Genomic DNA, 20,656 nt, shown 5'->3' on the forward strand with positions numbered 1-20,656 from the left:
CCCCCGCCTGAGGGGTCACGGCCGGGGGTGTCTACTCATTCGAGTGGACACCCCATCCGGCGTTATACAGCCACCAAATCAATCGCCGAAGTACACGCTTCGGCCAACTCTGACGAAGCTGACGCGGGGGTCGCGCCGGCTCGACGCCTGTCCTGGCAGTTCGCACTTGCCTTGCTTGCGACTGCGGGCCTGCTTATCGCCTCACTCCTCGTCGGCGTCTACGACTTGCAGGCCGACTTCGGCAGCGAAATGTTCTGGATCACCCGCGTCCCGCGCACCCTCGCGCTGCTGCTCGCGGGAGCCGCGATGGCGACGAGTGGCCTCGTGATGCAGATGCTCACGCAGAACCGATTCGTTGACGCCACCACATCCGGCACCACGGAGTGGGCGGCGCTCGGCCTGCTCCTCACCGCGCTCCTCACCCCCAACGTCGGCCTCGTCGGCCGCATGGTGGTCGCGAGCATTTTTGCGTTTATCGGCGCAATGGTGTTCATGCTCATTCTCAGGCGGATCGCGATCCGCCAAACGCTCGTCGTTCCCCTCATTGGCATCATGCTCGGTGCGGTCGTCAGCGCGCTCACGACGTTTATTGCGGCGAAGTACAACCTGCTGCAGATGGTGAGTACATGGTTCCTTGGCAGCTTCACGCAGGTCGTGCGCGGCCGCTACGAAGTGTTGTGGATCGTCGCGGCTGTCACCCTCCTCGTCTTCTTGCTCGCAGACCGCATCACTGTCGCTGGTCTCGGGAAGGACGTCGCGACGAGTATCGGTGTTCGCTACGAAGCGATCCTTATCGCCGGCACCGCGCTCGTGGCGATCGCGGCTGGTGTGACGACGGTCGTCGTGGGCTTTCTGCCGTTCCTTGGCCTGGTGGTGCCGAACATCGTCTCGATGATTCGCGGTGACAACGTTCGCAGCAATCTGCCGTGGGTGTGCCTCGGCGGTATCGCGCTCGTGACCGCGTGTGATCTCATCGGCCGCACGATCATCATGCCGTTCGAGGTCCCCGCGTCGCTCGTGCTCGGCGTCGTCGGTGCCGTGGTGTTCATCACGATGCTGCTGAGGAGAAACAATGGCTAGTATCGTTCAGCTCTCAAGTACGGGTGAGGCGCCAGAATTGGCGGATCCGCCCACTCGCTGGATCACCCGCAACTGGCCGATTCTGCTCGTGTTCGGCATCGCCCTCGCGCTGGCGATTGCGATCGTGACGTACGGAAACCCGGCGCCGCCAGGGAGCTCGGGGTTCTGGTCGATCGTGCAGTCGCGTGGCGAAACAATTTGGACCATCGCGCTGGTGGCGGTCGCGCAATCTGTGGCGACCGTGCTTTTCCACACGGCAACGTCGAACCGAATTTTGACGCCGTCGATCCTTGGCTTCGACGCCTTGTATGTGCTCATGCAGACTGCATTGGTGTATCTGTATGGCACCTCGGCGACGAGCATGGAGGGGATACCGAAGATCATCGTGCAGAGCACGCTCATGGTGCTGTTTGCGACTGTGCTCTACGGGTGGCTCTTCTCTCGCCGCCGTGCAAACTTGCATCTGTTGTTGCTGGTCGGCATCGTGCTCGGGGTCGGCTTTGGTTCGATCTCCTCGTTCCTGCAGCGCATGCTCACGCCGAGCGAGTTTGACGTGCTGAGTGCGCGGCTGTTTGGCTCGATCAGCAAGGGCAACATCGAGTATCTGCCGATTGCATCGCTCATCGTGGGCGCGGTGCTCGTCTTCGTGTGGGTGCGCCGCCGTACCTACGACGTGCTCGCGCTCGGCCGCGACGTGTCAACGAGTCTCGGCGTTCGGTACAAGCGTGAGATTGTGACCGTGCTCGTGTTGGTCGCGGTGCTGGTCTCGGTCTCGGCGACAATGGTTGGCCCGATGACGTTCTATGGCTTCCTCGTGGCGACACTCGCGTATCAGTTTGCTCGTGGCCAAACGCACGCTGAGATTCTGCCGCTCGCCATTGGCATCGGCCTGGTCACACTGCTGGGGGCGACCTTCGTGCTCAAGCACGTCTTCTCCGCTGCGGGCCTCGTGACCGTGATTATTGAGTTCTTGGGCGGTCTGCTCTTCCTCATCATTCTGCTTAGAAAGGGACTGCGTTGATCGAACTCAACGAGATCAATAAAGACTACGAAGGAAGGCACGTTCTCGGACCGATCAACCTCACCATCCAGCAGGGTGGCGTTACTGCGCTCATCGGCCCGAACGGTGCTGGCAAATCAACGATGCTGACGATCATTGGCCGTCTGCTCGAGGCCGACAGCGGGCGAGTGACGGTCGGCGGGCTCGATGTGCACACAGCGAAGCCGCGTGAACTGGCAAAGGTGGTGTCAATTCTCAAGCAGGAGAACCACTTCATGGCCCGTTTGACCGTGCGTCAGCTGGTGACGTTTGGACGATTCCCGCACTCCGGCGGTCGTCAGACCGAGACTGACCGACGAGCGATTCACGCGGCCATCGCGTTCCTTGACCTTGCTGGCATGGAAGATCGCTTCATTGATGAGCTGTCGGGCGGTCAGCGTCAGCGCGCATTCGTCGCGATGGTGCTCGCGCAAGACACTGACTATGTGCTGCTCGACGAGCCGCTCACGGGCCTCGACATGCGGCACGCGGTCAGCATGATGGGCCAGGTGCGTGCTGCGGCCGATGCGCTGGGCAAAACCGTGGTGCTCGTGATTCACGACGTGAACTTTGCGGCGGCCTACGCCGACCGCATTGTGGCGCTCGCAAACGGACAGGTTGTTGCCTCAGGCACCCCGGACGAGATTATCTCGCCCGAGGTGCTTGAGCGCGTGTTCGAGACTCCGGTGCAGGTCGTGCGTCACAACGACCACCCGGTGGCGGTGTATTACCGGCCCTGAGCGTCTCTGACCGTGGGGGTCGCGGCCTCGGCGGGCGCTGGTTCACTGACTACCACGGTCGTGGTGAGCGTATCGTCGCTCTCGACAGTCTCGATGTCGAGGCCCGGCGCAGGCCGGGAGAATCCGCGCGTGAGGAATGCGAGGTAGATCACGCCTGCGGTGAGCCAAATGCTGCCGATGATGATGGCGAGCGTGCTCAGGTGGAAGAGGAGGTACAGGTCGACCGCGACGCCGAGCGCCGGGATCAGGAGGTACCCGAAGAAGTGGGTGCGCAGCGGCATGCTCGAACGGTTCTTCCACCACAGCACGAAGACACAAATGTTTGCAATGGTGAACGCGAGGAAGGCGCCGAAGTTAATGAGTGATGTGGCGTCCCCCATGCTCAGGAACTGGCCTGCGAGGCCAATGGTTGCGATGAACAGGAGATTGAAGGTCGGGGTTCTGAACTTCTCGCTCAGGTGGCCAAAGGCCTTCTTCGGGAATACGCCGTCGCGTCCCATGACGAACAGCAGTCGGCTGCCGCTTGCCTGTACAGCAACGCACGATGCCAGCCCGCCGATGAGCACGGTCGAGTTCACCAGGCCGGCAAAGACGGGGCCGCCGATGACGTTGAGAATCTCAAACCCAGCGGTATCTGCGTTTGCGAATTCCAAACTGGGGTAGGCCCACTGCATGACGAATGCGGAAGCGACAAAGATGATGCCGCCACTGATGACCACTGCGACGATGCCGCGTGGGACGGTTGTGCGCGGATTCTTCACCTCTTCGCTCAGGGTGCTGACGGCGTCGAATCCCAAGAACGAGTATGCGGCGACGGCGGCACCGGCTGCCACGAGTGAGAACGTCGTTGACTCAGGCCAAATGGCTACCGCTGGTGAGACGCCGCTCCCGCCCGCGAACGCGATGCCGAAACCGATGAGGCAGAGTATGCCGGCCATGACGAAGATGAGGAGGAAGCGGTTGAAGCGATCCGCCACTTTCATACCCAGGATGTTCATGGCCGTACAGAACGCGATCACGATGAGGCCCCACGCCCAGGGCGGCAGGAACGGGAACTGGGCTGAGAAGAAGAGCCCAATGATGAGCCAGGCCACCATTGGAAGGAAGAGGTAGTCGAGCAAGATGATCCAGCCGGCGAGGAAGCCGAGCTTGCTGCCGATGGTGCGGCGGGCGTAGGTGTAGACCGATCCCGAAGCGGGGAACTTGCGCGCGAGCTTGCCGTAGCTCACCGCGGTGAGGAGCATGGCGAGCGTGGCAAAGACGTAGGCCATGGGAGTCGCGCCCTGCGAAATGGTCGCGATCACGCCAAACGTGGCGATCACGACTGCGGGGGCCATGTAGGAGAGCCCGAAGACGATGAGACCGGCGAGATTGAGCTGAGGAATGAGTTTCTTAACGGGTGCAGACACTGGCGATCGCTCCTTTGAGATCTGGGGTGCAGGACGTGCACGTATCGCGTCATTGCGATTTCCGTACAAAGTACGGATTGTGCGTCAGGACTAGTACATGCGGAATATGGCCATCCGTCAAGCCCTATTTGCGGAGGTGCAGGCTGAGAAACTCACAGAAAGTTTGCCAAAGCAAGCGCAACCTTACTAACATCAGATGATGTTCGGAAACGTTGATTTTGCTTATGAAAGGCACTCCCTATGCGCACCTCTCGTCTTTTCGCGGTCGGCGCCGCGCTCGCGCTGACCCTCGGCATGAGCGCTTGCTCGTCCGGTTCCTCCGGCGATGCGAGCGCACAGACCGACGCTGGTGCGTCTGCGGCGGGCGATGTGTTCCCCGTGACGATTGAGCACGTCTACGGCGAGACCGTGGTGAAGGAAAAGCCCACTCGCGTGGCAACCGTCGCGTGGGCAAACCACGAGGTCCCGCTCGCGCTCGGAATTGTGCCGGTCGGCATGACCAAGGTCACCTGGGGCGATGATGACAATGATGGCGTGCTGCCCTGGGTTGAGGACAAGCTCGAAGAGCTCGGTGCAGAAACCCCGGTGCTCTTCGACGAGACCGACGGCATCGATTTCGAGGCAGTCGCAGATACCCAGCCCGATGTGATTCTCGCTGCATACTCCGGTCTCACGAAGGAGGAGTACACCACGCTCTCAAAGATTGCGCCGGTGGTGGCCTATCCAGAGGTCGCGTGGGGTACCTCAGTAGATGACATGATCCGCCTCGACTCGCAGGCACTCGGTCTCTCTCAGGAGGGGGACGCCCTCATCGATGACCTGCACGCGCAGGCAGACGCCGCCCTCGCCGCCAACAGCGCTCTCGAAGGCAAGAAGGTACTGTTCGCGTACATTGACCCGAACGACTTCAGCCAGATCGGCTACTACACCGCGAGCGATACGCGTCCCGGCTACCTCCACGACATTGGGCTGCCGTACCCGCAGGTTGTTGAAGACAGCGTCGGAAGTGAAGACTTCTACCTCACCGTGAGCGCAGAGGACGCGGAGAAGTTTGATGATGTCGACCTCTTCGTCACTTACGGCGATGCTGCATTTGTGAAGCAGTTGCAGGCTGATCCGCTGCTTTCGAAGATCCCCGCGATTGCTGCAGGTAACATCGCAATCTTGCCGGATGCAACTCCTATCGCAGCCTCGGCAAACCCCTCGCCGCTGTCGATCTCGTGGGGCCTGCAGGACTACCTCAAGCTGCTTGCTGAACCGCTGACCGCACAGTGATTGCGATCACCCCAGCCGCGGTGCCGGCCGTTGCGCAACTGCAGCGGCCGGCACTGCGGCGCTCTCTGTGGCTCCTTGCCGGCTGCCTCATCCTCGCGGTCGTTGCGGTCTTGTCGGTCTCGTTTGGGGTTCGCTCCGTCACCGCGAATGACATCTTTGCCGCGCTCGCCGGGCACGATGCAACACTTGAGCAGGCCGCGATCATCAAGCGAATCCCGCGCACTGTGCTGGCGGTGTTCGTCGGTGCCGCGCTCGCGATGTCAGGCGCGACCATGCAGGCGGTCACCCGTAACCCGATTGCGGATCCCGGCATTCTGGGAGTGACGACCGGTGCGTCGCTTGCTGTGGTCATTGGAATTGCGTTCTTTGGGCTCGCGCACTCGCTGAGCTTCATTCTCGTGGCGGTCGTTGGCGCTGGTATCACCGCGGTCTTTGTGTACACGGTGGGTTCGCTTGGAGCGGGCGGGGCGACCCCGCTCAAGCTCGCGCTCGCAGGCGCCGCGGTGACCGCGGCGCTCACCTCGCTCATCAGCGCCATCATGTTGCCCCGCGTTGAGCTGCTCCGTGCATTTCAGTCATGGCAGATCGGCGGTGTCGGGAGCGCAGAGTGGCCCAAGATCGCAATGCTCGTGCCGACGCTCGCGGTGGGCGCTGCCATCTGCCTGTTCTGTGCCCGCGGAATGAACTCGCTCGCACTGGGCGACGACATGGCTGCCGGACTCGGTGAGAACGTGCAGCGCACTCGGGTGCTCTCAGCGCTCGGCGCAGTGATTCTTGCGGGTGCTGCGACCGCAATTGCCGGCCCGATTGGTTTCGTTGGACTGGTCATCCCGCACGTGTGCCGTATGCTCGTCGGCCCAGACCATAGGTGGTTGCTCCCGTTCTCTGCGCTGCTCGGCGCCATTCTTTTGACCGGTTCTGATGTGCTTGGCCGCGTGATTGCTCCCGCGTCTGAGGAGATTCAAGTCGGCATCATCACCGCCGTCATTGGTGCTCCGTTCTTTATTTGGATTGTTCGTCGACAGAAGGTGCGTGAACTGTGACCGCAGTCTTGATCGCCGGCCGCCGTGCGAGGCTGCGTCGGCACGCGAGCACGAGCCTCGTGCTCGGTGCACTGCTGCTCGTGCTGTTCGCCATTGCGCTGATGATCGGTAACACGATCTACGGGCCAGGCGAGGTCTTCAGCGTACTCACTGGTGAGATGGTGCCAGGGGCATCGTTCGCGGTAGGGGAATTGCGACTGCCCCGCGCGGTCCTTGCACTGCTCGCGGGGTCATCGTTCGGCATCGCCGGTGTGTGCTTCCAGACGCTCCTGCGAAACCCGCTCGCGTCACCCGACATCATCGGCATTTCTGGCGGTGCGAGTGCGGCCGCGGTCACCGGTATCGTTGCGCTCGGTGTGAGCGGCCCGTCAGTGTCCTTCCTCGCGCTCGCTGGCGCGCTCCTGACTGCCGCGGCCATTTTCCTGTTGTCCCGCAGGGGCGGGTTCGCCGGGACGCGGCTGATCCTCATCGGTATTGGTCTTGCGGCGATGCTGCAGAGCGTGACGTCGTACCTGCTCTCACGGGCGGCCCAATGGGACATTCAGACCGCAATGCAGTGGCTCACCGGCAGCTTGAACAATGCCTCGTGGGACCGCGTGCTTCCGCTCGCGTGCGCGGCAGTCATCATCATGCCGCTGCTCTTGAGCCAGGGCACTTCGCTTTCGATGCTGCGGATGGGCGACGACTCAGCGATGGGCCTCGGCGTTCGCGTTTCGCGGGTGCGATTGCTCGTCATCTTCGGTGCGGTTGCGCTCCTCGCGTTTGCGACCGCTGCCACTGGACCGATCGCGTTTGTTGCGTTCATGGCTGGTCCTATCGCTGCTCGCATCACCGGTCCAGGCGCGAACCTCATGCTGCCGTCGGCCCTCGTGGGCGCGGTGTTGGTGCTCGCCGGCGACCTCATTGGCCAGTTCATGCTCGGCGCGCGCTATCCGGTTGGCGTCGTGACGGGTGTGCTCGGCGCTCCCTACCTCATCTACTTACTGATCCGCACGAATCGCACAGGAGCTTCCATATGACGACGGCGCATACTCTCGCCGCAGACGGCCTGACCCTTGCCTATGGTGATCGAACCGTGATTACTGATCTCGATCTGACGCTTGCACCGGGCAAGATCACCGTCATTGTTGGCGCAAATGGCTGTGGCAAGTCCACGCTGCTGCGCTCGCTCGCTCGGTTGCTCCCACCGCACGCAGGGTCGGTCATGCTCGACGGAACGTCGATCCATGCCCGACCGACGCGTGAGGTTGCCCAGGTGCTTGGTCTGTTGCCGCAGTCACCCATTGCGCCAGAGGGCATTCCTGTGGCGGATCTCGTTGGTCGCGGCCGTCACCCACATCAGCGCGCGTTTGCACGCTGGACGGCGCGCGATTACGAGGTGGTGGCTGAGGCGCTGGCGGCGACCGGCACGTCAGATCTCGCGGATCGCAGCGTCGACGAGCTGTCTGGCGGCCAACGGCAGCGCGTGTGGATTGCGATGGCTCTCGCACAAGAGACCGACATTCTGCTGCTTGATGAGCCAACCACCTTCCTTGACGTTGCGCACCAGGTGGAGGTCCTTGACCTGCTCACCGACCTCCGGATCGCTCGCGGCACCACGATTGTCATGGTGCTGCACGACCTCAATCTTGCTGCCTGCTACGCCGATGAACTCGTCGCGGTAAAGGATGGCCGGATCTACGCCGCGGGTGCGCCGCGCGACATACTTACCGCAGACCTCGTGGAAGAGGTTTTCGGGCTTCCCAATCACATCACCATCGACCCGGTTTCTGGGGCACCAATGGTCATCCCGAAAGGACGACACCATGTCTGTTAAGTCTGCTGCTCGCACGAAGCCAGCGTTTGTGCTGCGCACCGCTGCTGTGCGCGCGATCGAGCGCGTCTCGCCGAGTTTTGCGCGTGTGACCTTCGCTGGCCCAGGCCTTGAAGAGTTTGGCAACCTTGGTGATGTGTTTGACACTCGCATCAAGATCGTGTTCCCACCCGAATCTGGGGTGTTGCCGAGCATTGATGAGGATTCTGACGACTGGTGGGCCGCGTACCTTGCGGTGCCTGAAGATGAGCGCGGATCGATGCGCACCTACTCAATCCGTGAGCTGCGGGTCGATGGGGCCGATACTGAGGTCGTCGTTGACTTTGTGTTGCATCTGGAGCCTGGCCTCACCGGTCCTGCCTCGCTGTGGGCGAGCACAGCGAACGTGGGCGATGAGGTGTTCTTGGTCGGGCCGCGTCGCGGCAGCACCGAGCGTGCCGGCATTGAGTACGCGCCGGGGGAGGCAACGACTGTGTTGCTCGCCGGCGACGAAACCGCGGCTCCCGCGATCGCCCGAGTCCTCGAGGATGCGCCGCGGGACCTGCGTGGCATCGCGTTCATTGAGGTGCCCGAGGGGGCAGATGAATTGCCGATTGCGGCGCCGAGCGGGGTGGAGGTGCGTTGGCTGGTGCGAGGAACACAGGCCCACGGCACGCTCCTGCTCCCTGCCGTACTCGGTCACCTTGGCGATGAGCAGCGCGACCAGATCGTGGTGGAAGACCTTGCAGACGAGCAGCTCGTGTGGGAGACCCCCGTGTACTCGGGCCTCGGCGAAGACATCGAACCGGTGACGGCGGTTGTACAGCGCTACCACTGGATCGCGGGGGAGAGCGGTGTCGTGACGACGCTGCGCCGTCACCTGGTGCGTGATCTCGGCATCGATCGCACGCAGGTTGCATTCATGGGCTACTGGCGCCGAGGTGTGGCAATGCGCGGCTAGCCTCGCTGCAGGAATCAGCGGCGGTGATGGTGGCACCCGTTACTCGGTGTTCATCGAACCTTTCATTAGAAGTATCCGGTTCTCGTAATTCCCGGTCATCTTCAGCGGTTTGAATACTGGTGTTCTCGAATTTCTCGAGGCCTCAGAGGGGCTCCTGCCCCGTTCACACTGTGAAAGGTTCTTCATGCGTAAGAACGTTCTGCCAAAGCTGATTCCTGCACTCGCACTCACCTGTGCTGCTGCGGTTTCTCTCACCGGATGCACCGCAGAAACGGAGGCGGCCGCAGACCCGAACGCCCCCATCACCGTCGCGATGCTTCCCGCTGGTGACGACCCCACCGCGGTGAACCCGACCGAGGTGTTTGCCGAGTTGCTCGCGAAGGAGACCGGCCGTGAGGTCAAGGTCACCGACGTGCCTGACTACCTCAGCGTGGTGGAAGCGATCCGCTCAGATCACATCGATATCGGCATCATGAGTGGCTTCCCCTCGGCGCTCGCGGTCGGCACTGGCAAGGTCGATGCGCTTGTCGCGTTCAACGGTGACGACAAGCCCGTCTCGACTTGCGTCGTACTCAATGATTCGCCGATTCAGAAGATTGAAGACTTCAAGGGGAAGAAGATCGCGTTTGCCGATCAGGCTTCGAGCTCGGGGTACTTCATGCCGGTGTACATGCTGCACGAGGCTGGTCTTGAACAGGGTGTTGACTACGACGCGGTCTTCTCGGGCGGCCACGAGGGCAGCTTCGCTGCGCTCGAGCAGGGGCAGGTTGACGCGGCCTGCACCGCAAATGTGCTCACTCAGATGGGTGAACCGATGTTCCCCTTCAAGGAGGGTGAGTGGCGCGGTATCGGGCAGAGCCCGGCAGCTGGCATTGCTGGCACGATCCTCGGCCGCCAGAGCCTCGACGACGCAACGCGCACGCAGATTCAGGATGCGGTGAGCAAGATCTTCGTTGCAGAGAACGCTGAACAGCTCGGTGCGTACGCGATGTTTGCATCGGCCGGTTTGCAGGTCGATCCGAAGAAGAGCGAGTTCGAGCAGTTCTCTGAGATTGCAGCGGTCGCTGGCGTTGAGCTCGGTGATCTCGAGTGACACTGAAGGCCACCACCCCGTCGACTGTGACCTCGGCAGTTCCGAACACCGCAGCATTGCTGCAGCAGCTCCCACTCGTCTCCGTGAGCGGCCTCCAAGTCTCGTATGGTGATCACCGCGTGCTGCACGGCGTCGACCTCTCGCTGCATCCCGGAGAGATGGTCGCGCTGCTCGGGTCCTCGGGATCCGGGAAGTCCACACTCATGAAGACCCTCACGGGATTCGCTCCCATCGAGAGCGGATCGGCCCGCGTGGCTGGCTATGACGTCGCGAATCTGCGGCGTGGGCAGCTTCGGTCCCTGCGATCTGAAGTTGGTCAAGTCTTCCAGCAGTTCAATCTCATCCCGCGGTTGAGCGTGCTGACAAACGTGCTGACCGGTGCGCTCCACAACGCCGGACCCGTGAACCTGCTCGGGAGCTTCTCACGTGAGCAGCGCGCTCGCGCACTCGAACTCCTCGATCGCGTGGGTATCGCGCACAAAGCGAATGACCCTGCGAGATCCCTTTCTGGTGGGCAGCAGCAGCGCGTTGCAATCGCACGGGCGCTCATGCAGCAGCCGCGTGTGATTCTCGCGGATGAACCGGTCGCCTCGCTCGATCCGAAACTCTCGCACTCCGTGCTGGAACTGCTGCGGGAGATCGCGCACGAGGACGGCATCCCAGTACTGGTGAGTTTGCATGTGCTGCCGCTCGCGCTCGCACACGCAGACCGTATCGTCGGTCTGCGGCACGGCGAGATCGTGGTGTCGGGCTCTGCTGCGTCACTCACCTCTGACCTGCTGAGTGTGATTTACGACGATGAGGATGCAGATGAAAACCACTGAGTCGCCGCGTCAACAGGCCGCCAGAAAGCAGGAGCTTGACCCGCGGGAGCGGGCTCGGCTCGAAGCAGCATTTACGGTTCCGCGCGCGAGGTTTATGCTCGGTATCCCCGTCGCACTCATCGTGCTGGTCTGGTCATTCAACGGTGCGCAGTTCAACTTCTTGAAGCTGGGTGAGGGCGCCGTCAACATGGGGGAGTTCCTCTCTCGGCTGTTCCCGCCTGACTTCAGCAAAATCGACACGATCCTCCGACTGCTGCTCGAGACCTTCCAGATGGCGGTCGTTGGCACCGTGCTTGGAGCCGGGCTTGCGCTGCTTGTGGCGTTCTGCGCCGCATCAAACATTGCTCCCAAGTGGCTGTACTTCCCGTCACGCTGGATCATGAACATTATTCGGTCGGTGCCCGATCTCGTGTTCGCGCTCATGTTCGTGTCAGCAGTGGGCCTCGGCCCGTTCGCAGGCATCCTCGCGATGACGCTCGGGTCGATTGGCTCGATCGGCAAGATCTTTGCGGAAGCGATGGAACAGGTCGATCCAGGCCCAGTCACCGCGATGGAGGCCGTCGGAGCTTCGAAACGCCAGGTCATTCAGTACGGCATCCTGCCGCAGGCCGCACCGCTCCTCACCTCGTACACACTCTTGCTGTTCGAAGGCAATGTGCGTGGAGCGACGATCCTCGGCCTCGTTGGTGCCGGCGGCATCGGCCTCGAACTCACTACCGCGCTCCGGATGTATGACTACGGACATCTCAGCGCCATCATCATCTGCATCGTCCTGTTGGTCACCGCGATCGACCAGGGCTCCGCATACATCAGAAAGAAGATCACATGAGTCTCTCTACGCTTGAAGACACGATCCCCGCAGCAGACACTGACACCGCACGCATCGTGCTCACGGCGCCGGTCAACCTGCGTGATCTCGGCGGCATTACGATTGCGAACCCGGCCGGTACCGGTGTGCTGGCCCAGGGCCTTGCGATCCGCGCCGATGATCTGTCGCTCGTGACCGCAGAGGTCGCAGACTCGCTGGTCGCTCAGGGACTCTCGGCAGTGATTGATCTTCGCTCACACGCCGAAGCAGAGATGACCGGCCGCGGTCCGCTCGCGGCTCGCCCCGTGAGCTACCATCACCTCCCGCTCATGGCCGACATCGGAAGCTCAATACAGCGAGATACACCGCTCACGCATCACGCCATGGGTGAAATGTATATCGGCATGTACGAGTCAGCGGCAGCACAGCTCGTCACTGCACTCAACATCATTGCGTACACCCAGGGAACTGCAGCGTTCCACTGCACAGCTGGCCGCGATCGCACCGGTGTGCTCGCCGCTTCGCTCCTGATGAGCCTGGGCGCGAACGATGCCGATATCGTGACGGACTACGCCAAGACAGGCGAAAACATGCCTGCGATCATGGCGCGAACCGCTGGAGTCATGGCGCCGCTTATGAAGCGTCTCGGCTTCGACCACTCGCAAATGCGAGCGGGATCGCTCATTGAGGGCGGCATGGAAGTCTCGATGGAACGACTTCTCAGCTACCTGCGCAGCACCTACGGCGATCCGCTTGCGCCGCTGCGGAGCGCAGGGCTCTCGGACACGACGATCCTGCGGCTACAGGAACGCGCGGCAACCGTGCGCGGATCATCACAGGACCGTGCGTGACCCTCACCACGACAGGTGACGTGGGCGCACTGGCTGAGCAGCGAGCTCGGCCAGGGCGCCCACGCGTGCACGCACTCGAGGAGCGAGCGCTCGCCGCAGCGGTGTCGCTCATCGACTCAGGCGAGGAAGTGACGGTCACGCGGGTGGTTGAGCTTAGCGGCGTGAGCCGCGCGGCTCTCTATCGGCGTTGGCCGTCGATCACATCGCTTATCGCGGCAGCGCTCGATGTTGGGCATCCGAACTACCCCGAGGTTTCGGATGATGCTGACCTTCGAATGGTGATTACGCAGGGCTTCCTGCCGAGTACCCAAGCGCCAGGCGTCGTGATGACGCGGTTCCAGCACCGCATGCGGTTGATCCTTGTCGATCCGTCGCTGCAGCGCACCTACTGGGAGTCGCATGTTGCGCGACGGCGACGCCCCCTCGAAGAAGCGCTCCGGCGCGGGGTCGCAACTGGTCAGCTACGGCCGGGGCTCGACGTCGAGGCAACACTCGATGCGGTGGCTGGCGTCGTGTACTACCAACTCATCGTGCGCGGCGATGACATCTCCAGCCCTGAAACGCGGCAGCGGCTGGAGACCGCTTTCGACATCATTTGGGCGGGCATCGCGATGCGCGACTAAGCGGCCGGCCGCTGGCATGGCCAGTCAGCGCCGCCAGTCAGCGCTGCCAGTCAGCGCGGCTAGGCCGAGAGCGGCTTGCTCTCAGTCTCGCCAACGATGCGACCGTCGGTGGTCTCGCGGCCGGTCTTCTTCCATGAGGTGTTGCCTCGCAGATGTCGGAACAGCGCGACGGTGATCACCGGGAAGATGAGCCACGAGTAGAGGGTGTACGGGATCACCAGAATGATGTTCGGGAGTATCCAGTACCACTTCTTTGACTGAGAGATCTGCACGATGAGGCCAGGACCAAAGCCGAGACCGAGGAAGAACACCAGAATCCACACGGAGTGGGTGGCGAACGATGCACTCGTAAAGATCGCAAGAATGATGCTCAGCACGAAGCCGAGGCCGTTGATGAGCTGCAAGAGTGGCAGCAGCAGGTAGTACGAGGCGTCAAGCTTGCCGAGGAACGACGTGTTCATCTTCCCGACGCCCCTAATGAGCGGGATGCACTGCCAGGCACCCTGCGCCCAGCGCACGCGCTGCTTATAGAGCTTGGGTAGAGAGTTCAGACCCTGCTGCGAGATGACCGCGCGGCTCTCCTGCTCGCCACGCCAGCCCGCCTGCAGGAGGCGGACGCCGAGGTCCTGATCTTCCGTGAGACGGTGGCGCCACGGGCCTTCCTCATCGGCGACAGTCGTGAGCGCCGAGAGCCGATTGAACTGACCATTGCCACCCATGTTGGCGGTGCCCCACCAGGTGCGACCGATCTGGAACACACGACCGAATGAAGCAAACTCCACGTCTTGCGCCCAGGTGAGCGGTGATCGCTGGTTGTAGATGTGTACGAGCGACTGCACGCCACCCGTCTGCCGGTTATGGAAGTGCGGTGCCACGTGCACGGGCGCGTGGTACGCAAGTCGTCCGTCGGCATCGACGATGCAGAGAATGGTGTTGTCTTCAGCCCACTGTTCCATCCCAGGCCGATGCAGCACGTCGTTCACGAGGTACTGGTAGGCGTTGTTGAGGGCGGCTGCCTTGCCCGTGCGGGCGTGCGGCAGCTCGCGCCGCAACACATGCAGGCGCGGATCATCAAAGGTCGACAGAATTTCGCCAGTGCGATCGTCGGAGCCGTCGTCGACGACGAGGATCATCGCATTGGTTGCGGCGGTTCCCTGGAGACGCGTCACAGCATCGCGGATCGTCACCTCTTCGTTCAGCGCAGGCACGACGAACACCCACAGGAAGTCGGCCTCAGACTTGCCCTCGGCCTTTGCTCGCTTGCGCATCCGGCGCTTGTTCGCGCGCGCACCGTAGGAAAGCGCCCACAGACCAAACGCCGAAATAAACGTCGTAATGACGATGGCGAGCACGATCCAGTAGAAGATCTGTACCCACATCGGCAGACCGTAGAAGGCCTCGAAAATGAACTCAAAGAAGAGGTTGTTCATACTGCGGTCGCCTCCACCTTGAGTCGGGGAGCCGGGTCTTCGTCATGGCCGGAGACCTTGAGCACGGAGAGTCGGTGGACACCTGAGCCGAACGGCGCGGGGTCGACGTCATCGTACATAATGTGGTCGGCCATCTGCACAATGCGCTCTGCCGCTTTGCCGTCGCCGTATGGGTTCACGAGGTTCTGGCGGCGCTCAAGCTCTGCCGAATCGGTGAGCAGGTAGTTGGCCTCTGCGATGATGCGCTCGGGGTCCGTACCGACGAGCGTGACGGTACCTGCGAGCACACCTTCTTCACGTTCAGTGGATTCACGCAGCACGAGCACGGGAGTGCCGAGCGCGGGCGCCTCCTCTTGGATGCCACCTGAGTCGCTAATCGCGAACGCCGCGTGCGCGAGAATCGATGCGAACTCTGCGTAGTCGAGAGGTGCCGTGAGAATGACGTTTTCAATGCCGTCGAGATGCCGGGTCAGCGGGCCAGCAACAATGGGATTGGGGTGACGCGCGACGACGAAATCGACATCGGGGTGCTGCTTGGCAAGCGTTGCGATCGACGCAGCAATGCGCTCGATCGGTTCACCCCAGTTTTCGCGGCGGTGCGCGGTGACGACGATGTAGGGTCGCGTTGATTCGCCGCGGCCGAGCACTGCGAGGCGGTCATTGGAGTATTCGACGTCGAGCCCGGTGGCAATCTTGAGCATGTCGATTGAGGTGTTGCCTGTGACAAAAATGCGCTCGCCTGGAACGCCCTCGCGAGCGAGGTTATTGCGGTTCCACATTGTGGGTGCGAGGTGCAGCGCGGCGATGCGGGAAATGAGCTGGCGATTGAGCTCCTCCGGGAACGGCGAGAGCACGTTCGACGTACGCAGACCGGCCTCGACGTGCACGACGGGGATGCGCAGATGGAACGAGGAAAGCGCGGCAGCCGCTGCGCTCGAGGTGTCGCCGTGCACGAAGCATGCGATGGGCAGGTTTTGGTCTTCGGGCGCAACAAACTCAGCACGGACATATGCGTCAAGCTCCGACACAATGTGGCTGAACAGCGCATTGAGGTTTCCCGGCTCGGGATTCGGTGGGAAGGTGATGTCGGGTTCGACGCCGCCGATTGCGAGTACTCGCCGTGTCATTTCAGCATGCTGGCCGGTCGAAATAACACGCACGTCGTAGTGACCAGCCTGCTGAAAAGCGAGGATCACAGGCAACATTTTGATTGCTTCGGGGCGGGTGCCCACGACGAAAAGACCGGTGCGCTTGCGCTTGGTGTGCGCAGCAACTGAAGGGGCAATGGCTGAGGTGTGTGTCATAGAACACTCCCGGGATTTCGTGCCTAGATAGTTACCTTTAGTCTAGATGTCAAGCCTGAACGAAACGGTATGTAACGATATCGGCGACAGTCGTTGCTCTGTGGGGAATGGCTTATATATGCCATTGGTTGACCAGTGAACTATTTATGTGAGATTATGGCCGCTTCTGCGTGTCGCGCGGCATCGTGGCCGAAGGAAGCTCTATCTTCCGTGCTCTAGTTTTTCGAGTCTGCTGTGGGTACATTGCTCATATGACGGCAGAGCAGCTCGACTACATTCCAGCAGGCACCGTGTTTACGCCGGAAGACCTGACCTTCTACGCGCGCCGTGAGGAACGCTCTCTCGATGAGGCAATCCGTGACGCAGATGTGCTGGTCTCATGCCCGCACTCGGGTGCCCGTATTCCGGCTGAGGTTGCCCCGTTCCTTACCGCGAATCTCACGCGGCGACTGCAGTACGACTTTACTGACATGGCGACGAGCGCGATCTGTCGTCGCTGGGCGGAGATTGATGAGCGGATCATCTACGTCGAAAACCCACACCCGCGCTTGATCCGTGATCCCAACCGGGCGAAGCCGGAGGATCCCGGTGCGCAGTTGCGTGAGGCGATTGAGCGAGTGCGCGCCGCCGGAGCGTGGCAGAAAGTAGACCTCACTGGAGTGGACGCGATCCGCCCAGTGACGTTCTCGTTCTATCCCGTGATCGTGGTTCCAGAGACCGATGCCGAACTCGACCGCCTGGTGGCGGCCTTCACCGACGTCGCGGCGAGCGGCCTCGAAGTGTATGAGCGCACGCGTGATGAGCTCACTGAGCGGATACTCACGGAAAAGCTCGGCACGGGCGGCAACCTCACGAGATTGTCTTTCCACGACACCATGAATACGACGACGACCCGCGATGGTGCGGTAAACGTGCCACGCGCTGAGGCGGATCGCCTGCCCAACGTGGTCTCACTGTCGAACCGCGGTGATGCCCACGGAGAGGAGCGCACCTCGGAAGATCCGATTGTGATGGCGCCAGACCGCATTCGTGCGCTCGCTGATGCGCACCGTGAAGCATTCGATGTGGCTGACTTCTCAGATGTCGCGCTGAACAAGCCGTACCTCGGCAGCCAGGAGATCATCGCAGCTGGTGCCCGTTTCCGTGCAGCGGCGGCCGACGCCGACGCTGCCGGTCTGGTGCTCTCGGCGGTGCAGGCAGAGTTCCTGCGTGAGTACTTGCTCGGTGAAGGAGCGGTGAATGAGCTGCACCAACCCGGCGAAGAGTGGATCGCAGAGGATCCGGCGCGCATTGAGCGGATCGCCCAGGCCTGCAAGCAGGCCTGGGACCTGTATCGCGGATCCGCGCCCCGCTAATCTCCCGAGAAACACCGGAGGCCGGTCAGCGCATGTGAGCTGACCGGCCTCCGGTGTGTGATGGGTCGTTAGCCGCCCCAGATGACGCCGAACAGCGCACCCACCGCGATGGTGAAGCCGGCGAGCACAAGGGTCGGTACGAAGAACGAGTGATCGACGAGCTTGGTACCGAGCTTGGTGCTGCCGGAGGTGTCGAAGTTTGCCGCAGCGATCTGCGAGCCGTTGGTCGGCAACAGGTAGATGCCGGCGAAGGCGCCGGCCCACATGCCGCTGAGGAGGCCGAGCGGGATGCCTGCCGTGATGCCGATCGGCACCACGGTTCTCGTCGCGGTCGACTGGCTGGTGGTGAGCACACAGACGAGGAAGATTCCAAGGGCGAAGATCCAGGGGGCGCCACTCACGAGATCGCCGACGCTATCGGTGATGAGGGCGGTGTGTGCGCCGAGGAACGTATCGGTCAGCCACGCGAGGCCGAACAGTGCGATGGCTGAAACCATGCCGGCCTTGAAGACTGACATCGTAGGGATCTCTGCAACCTTGGGTCGGGACACGAGCAGGATGATCGTGCCTGCCACGAACATGACGATCTCGATGATCGGGGTCATGCCGACCGCGACGCCCTCACTATCGAGCGGGCGCAGATCCTTGAAGAGGCCGAACACGACAATCGCGACAACGCCGAGCAAGAAGATGATTGCTGCCCACTTGCCCTCGCGGGTGGCGGTGACCTCTGCCTCAACGGCCTTCGAAACCGCAGCCGGTGCGGGGATCTTGCCAGCCGCAATGCGTGCCTGGATTTCGGGGTCTTCCGCGATCTCCTTCCCGAGGCGTGCGACGACGAAGCTCGCAAGCACGATGCCGACAATCGCGGCGGGCAGGGTGACCTTGATGACGTCGAGCAGTTCAAATCCCTTGACCTCGGTCAGCGTGATCATTGCGGCCATCGCGGCAGACACCGGGCTACATGCGAGCGCGACACCGGTGGCGACTACCGAGAGCGAGAGCGGGCGGGAGGGGCGGATCCCGTTGCGATACGAGAGATCCTGGATCACCGGAAGCAGCGGGTACAAAATGTTCGATGTGCCAGCGCCGACAGAGAAGAGGAACGCCACGAGCGGTGCCACGAGGGTAATTTGCTTCGGGTTGCGCTCGATGAGTTTGGCGGCGATGGTGACCATCCAATCGATGCCGCCTGCCGACTGCATCATTGATGACGCAAGTACGACTGACAGCACGATGAGGAGTGCGTCTACCGGGGGATTGCCCGGTGCGATTCCAAAGACGAACACGAGGATCGCAACGCCGGTGCCACCCCAGAGACCGAGGCCCACACCGCTCGATCTGGTGCCCATGACAATACAGCCGAGCACAACGATGAGCTGTGTGGAAAAGAGCAAGATGTCAGTCATGCGGAGCACTCCTTCGAACGGTCATGATCCCAAGGATAGGCAAGTAATAGAGAGTTGACTATGACTTCGAAGGAATAACCTCAAATCGTGACTAAGGCCGCGGTTGCAGCACCGCAAAACGACTGCGGCTTGCACAGGAATAGCAGCGCGGGGTGTGGGCGACAACCAGTGTCGCCCACACCCCGCGCGGAGCTGGAACAGCAGCTAGCTGCGAATCACCGGAATCAGACCGGTGCGGCTGCTCGGGTTCGCCTTCCACAGGAACGCGTAAATGCCAGCAGAGGAGACCGCCGTGAGAATTGGGCCCCAGGTCGAACCGAGCGCCGCGTAGTCGGGTGCAAAAGTGCCGAGCTGCAGCATGAGCAGGCCGATCGCAGTGCCAATCGCCCACGCGATGAGGCCGTTGCCGTTGAACGCTCGGTACTTCTTGTCATCGATCGACGCGTGCTCGGGGTTGCGGCCACGATCAAGCAGCACGTGGACGAGCGCGATCGCGACCCACGCGGTGACCAGCACGCCCTGCCATGCCAACGCGAGGAGCAGGTACTGCACGATCGGCAAGAGCATCAGCAGGTAAATAATGACCGACGAAGTGATCACCCAGGCAACGTTCGACATCTTGATGCGCAGCACGCGCTCGCCGAAGGCGCGCAGGTTTGCGGCACCCAGGTAGTAGTTCGCGGTGTTGATGCGGGTCTGAGACGCGATGATCACGATGAGACCGAAGACACCCATCAGACTGACGAGGCCGCCAGCGAGGCCGGTCTCAGACACCTCAAGGTCGGGAATGGTGAAGGTGAGGAAGATACCGATGAACGCCGAGAACCCGAAGGCGAGCACGTAGAAGAGCGGTCCGAACGTGAAGCGCTGGTGGAACTTGATGTCCTTACGCTTGCCGAGGGCAGCGAAGTCCATGGTGAACATCATCATGATCCACACGCCCATGTAGCCGGCGAAGGTGGCGAGCCAGCCCGGGCCGCCCATCACGAATGGCAGCTCAACCTCGGGAGCGTGGGTGAGCCACGCGTCACCAAACCCGTAGACAACGCCAGCCCAGACGACCGCAGCGATCAGGCCAAAGAAGTAGATCGGCATGAGCCAGCCGTTGAGCTTGTCAATAAAGCGACGTGCGCCGCCGATGATGAGCGGCGTGGAGTACGCGACCACGATGAGGCTCCACACCCACATCTCGCCGCCGAACGCTGCCATGAGCGCGTACGCCACGATCGAGCCCTCGAAGACCGCGTAGTAGATGGCGACGAGTGCGAAGATGATCGTGGCGATCGAAGAGCCAGCGGTGCCGAGAATCGTGCGTGAGAACTGGGCAACGGTCGTGCGATTGTTCATGGCATAGCGTGAGAGCACTGCGTTGATTGCGCCGTAGACAATAATCGTGAGCACGATGCCGATGATCGCGTTCACGGTGCCGTATGCAGACGCCATAGCGGCGCCGATGTAGACGAAGAAGAACGCGCTCGCGACGCCGTACCAGGCGAGCGAGAGCGATCCGCGCGACATCTGGTCGTCGTCGTTGCCCTCGCGGGCGAGTGCGTCAGTTGCCTCGACGTCTTGGTTACTGCCGGTGAGATTGAGAGTCATGCGTCATACCTCCATTGGTAT

At 62.0% G+C, this 20,656-nt stretch carries 19 protein-coding genes; 14 read left to right on the forward strand and 5 right to left on the reverse strand.

Features of this window, described 5'->3' with window-relative positions; genetic code table 11:
* Positions 1-27: 27 nt before the first annotated feature.
* Genes ICL81_RS00050 through ICL81_RS00060 form a run of 3 tightly spaced genes read left to right on the forward strand, consistent with a single transcriptional unit; the run spans position 28 to position 2,859 of the window.
* Positions 28-1,080: an iron chelate uptake ABC transporter family permease subunit gene (locus ICL81_RS00050; RefSeq protein ID WP_370566807.1), complete on the forward strand. Its 1,053-nt coding sequence runs from the start codon at positions 28-30 to the stop codon at positions 1,078-1,080.
* Complete coding sequence (locus ICL81_RS00055; protein ID WP_188032992.1) at positions 1,073-2,101, forward strand: iron chelate uptake ABC transporter family permease subunit; 1,029 nt, start codon at positions 1,073-1,075, stop codon at positions 2,099-2,101. Before ICL81_RS00050 ends, ICL81_RS00055 begins: the two co-directional genes overlap by 8 nt.
* Positions 2,098-2,859, forward strand: coding sequence for an ABC transporter ATP-binding protein (locus ICL81_RS00060; protein WP_188032993.1), 762 nt, complete (start codon positions 2,098-2,100; stop codon positions 2,857-2,859). Before ICL81_RS00055 ends, ICL81_RS00060 begins: the two co-directional genes overlap by 4 nt.
* Here the strand turns inward: ICL81_RS00060 and ICL81_RS00065 are convergent.
* Positions 2,847-4,268 carry an APC family permease gene (locus tag ICL81_RS00065; protein ID WP_188032994.1) on the reverse strand — a complete coding sequence of 474 codons (1,422 nt, stop codon included), beginning with the start codon at positions 4,266-4,268 and terminating at the stop codon, positions 2,847-2,849. The two genes, ICL81_RS00060 and ICL81_RS00065, sit on opposite strands and share 13 nt — an antisense overlap.
* A 240-nt stretch (positions 4,269-4,508) precedes the next feature.
* Here ICL81_RS00065 and ICL81_RS00070 point away from each other — a divergent pair, with 240 nt between their 5' ends.
* From ICL81_RS00070 to ICL81_RS00115, 10 genes are all read left to right on the forward strand, one after another.
* The gene (locus tag ICL81_RS00070; RefSeq protein WP_188032995.1) at positions 4,509-5,543 is read left to right on the forward strand and encodes an ABC transporter substrate-binding protein; all 1,035 of its coding nucleotides are present in this window, start codon (positions 4,509-4,511) and stop codon (positions 5,541-5,543) included.
* Between the two features lie 5 nt (positions 5,544-5,548).
* The gene (locus tag ICL81_RS00075; protein WP_353055396.1) at positions 5,549-6,586 is read left to right on the forward strand and encodes an iron ABC transporter permease; all 1,038 of its coding nucleotides are present in this window, start codon (positions 5,549-5,551) and stop codon (positions 6,584-6,586) included.
* Positions 6,583-7,605, forward strand: a complete 1,023-nt coding sequence (locus ICL81_RS00080; protein WP_188032996.1) for an iron chelate uptake ABC transporter family permease subunit — start codon at positions 6,583-6,585, stop codon at positions 7,603-7,605. Before ICL81_RS00075 ends, ICL81_RS00080 begins: the two co-directional genes overlap by 4 nt.
* The gene (locus tag ICL81_RS00085) at positions 7,602-8,402 is read left to right on the forward strand and encodes an ABC transporter ATP-binding protein (RefSeq protein ID WP_188032997.1); all 801 of its coding nucleotides are present in this window, start codon (positions 7,602-7,604) and stop codon (positions 8,400-8,402) included. The genes ICL81_RS00080 and ICL81_RS00085 overlap by 4 nt, the downstream gene beginning before the upstream one ends.
* Positions 8,392-9,339 carry a siderophore-interacting protein gene (locus tag ICL81_RS00090; protein ID WP_188032998.1) on the forward strand — a complete coding sequence of 316 codons (948 nt, stop codon included), beginning with the start codon at positions 8,392-8,394 and terminating at the stop codon, positions 9,337-9,339. The genes ICL81_RS00085 and ICL81_RS00090 overlap by 11 nt, the downstream gene beginning before the upstream one ends.
* Before the next feature lie 184 nt (positions 9,340-9,523).
* Positions 9,524-10,432 (forward strand): phosphate/phosphite/phosphonate ABC transporter substrate-binding protein, encoded by a 909-nt coding sequence (gene phnD, locus ICL81_RS00095; protein WP_188032999.1) that lies wholly within the window; start codon positions 9,524-9,526, stop codon positions 10,430-10,432.
* Positions 10,429-11,256 (forward strand): phosphonate ABC transporter ATP-binding protein, encoded by an 828-nt coding sequence (gene phnC, locus ICL81_RS00100; RefSeq protein WP_353055367.1) that lies wholly within the window; start codon positions 10,429-10,431, stop codon positions 11,254-11,256. Before phnD ends, phnC begins: the two co-directional genes overlap by 4 nt.
* Positions 11,243-12,085, forward strand: coding sequence for a phosphonate ABC transporter, permease protein PhnE (phnE, locus tag ICL81_RS00105; protein WP_215394717.1), 843 nt, complete (start codon positions 11,243-11,245; stop codon positions 12,083-12,085). Before phnC ends, phnE begins: the two co-directional genes overlap by 14 nt.
* Positions 12,082-12,915 carry a tyrosine-protein phosphatase gene (locus ICL81_RS00110; RefSeq protein ID WP_188033001.1) on the forward strand — a complete coding sequence of 278 codons (834 nt, stop codon included), beginning with the start codon at positions 12,082-12,084 and terminating at the stop codon, positions 12,913-12,915. The genes phnE and ICL81_RS00110 overlap by 4 nt, the downstream gene beginning before the upstream one ends.
* Positions 12,912-13,538, forward strand: a complete 627-nt coding sequence (locus ICL81_RS00115) for a TetR/AcrR family transcriptional regulator C-terminal ligand-binding domain-containing protein (RefSeq protein ID WP_353055368.1) — start codon at positions 12,912-12,914, stop codon at positions 13,536-13,538. The genes ICL81_RS00110 and ICL81_RS00115 overlap by 4 nt, the downstream gene beginning before the upstream one ends.
* Before the next feature lie 59 nt (positions 13,539-13,597).
* On the opposite strand, the gene ICL81_RS00120 is transcribed toward ICL81_RS00115, so the two are convergent.
* Both ICL81_RS00120 and wecB read right to left on the reverse strand, forming a co-directional pair.
* On the reverse strand, positions 13,598-14,968 hold the full coding sequence (locus ICL81_RS00120) for a glycosyltransferase family 2 protein (RefSeq protein ID WP_188033002.1): 1,371 nt from the start codon (positions 14,966-14,968) through the stop codon (positions 13,598-13,600).
* The gene (gene wecB, locus ICL81_RS00125; RefSeq protein ID WP_188033003.1) at positions 14,965-16,272 is read right to left on the reverse strand and encodes a non-hydrolyzing UDP-N-acetylglucosamine 2-epimerase; all 1,308 of its coding nucleotides are present in this window, start codon (positions 16,270-16,272) and stop codon (positions 14,965-14,967) included. The genes ICL81_RS00120 and wecB overlap by 4 nt, the downstream gene beginning before the upstream one ends.
* 251 nt (positions 16,273-16,523) lie before the next feature.
* Between wecB and ICL81_RS00130 the strand changes: the two genes are divergently transcribed.
* Positions 16,524-17,627 carry an N-formylglutamate amidohydrolase gene (locus ICL81_RS00130; RefSeq protein ID WP_188033004.1) on the forward strand — a complete coding sequence of 368 codons (1,104 nt, stop codon included), beginning with the start codon at positions 16,524-16,526 and terminating at the stop codon, positions 17,625-17,627.
* A 68-nt stretch (positions 17,628-17,695) separates the two neighbouring features.
* Here ICL81_RS00130 and ICL81_RS00135 read toward each other — a convergent pair whose 3' ends face one another.
* Both ICL81_RS00135 and ICL81_RS00140 read right to left on the reverse strand, forming a co-directional pair.
* Entirely contained in the window at positions 17,696-19,036 is a 1,341-nt protein-coding gene (locus ICL81_RS00135) for an anaerobic C4-dicarboxylate transporter family protein (RefSeq protein WP_188033005.1), read from the reverse strand.
* A 204-nt stretch (positions 19,037-19,240) separates the two neighbouring features.
* Complete coding sequence (locus ICL81_RS00140; RefSeq protein WP_188033006.1) at positions 19,241-20,635, reverse strand: cytosine permease; 1,395 nt, start codon at positions 20,633-20,635, stop codon at positions 19,241-19,243.
* Between the last annotated feature and the right edge of the window lie 21 nt (positions 20,636-20,656).

It is taken from the genome of Leucobacter sp. cx-328, assembly GCF_014530035.1.
GTDB lineage: Bacteria > Actinomycetota > Actinomycetes > Actinomycetales > Microbacteriaceae > Leucobacter.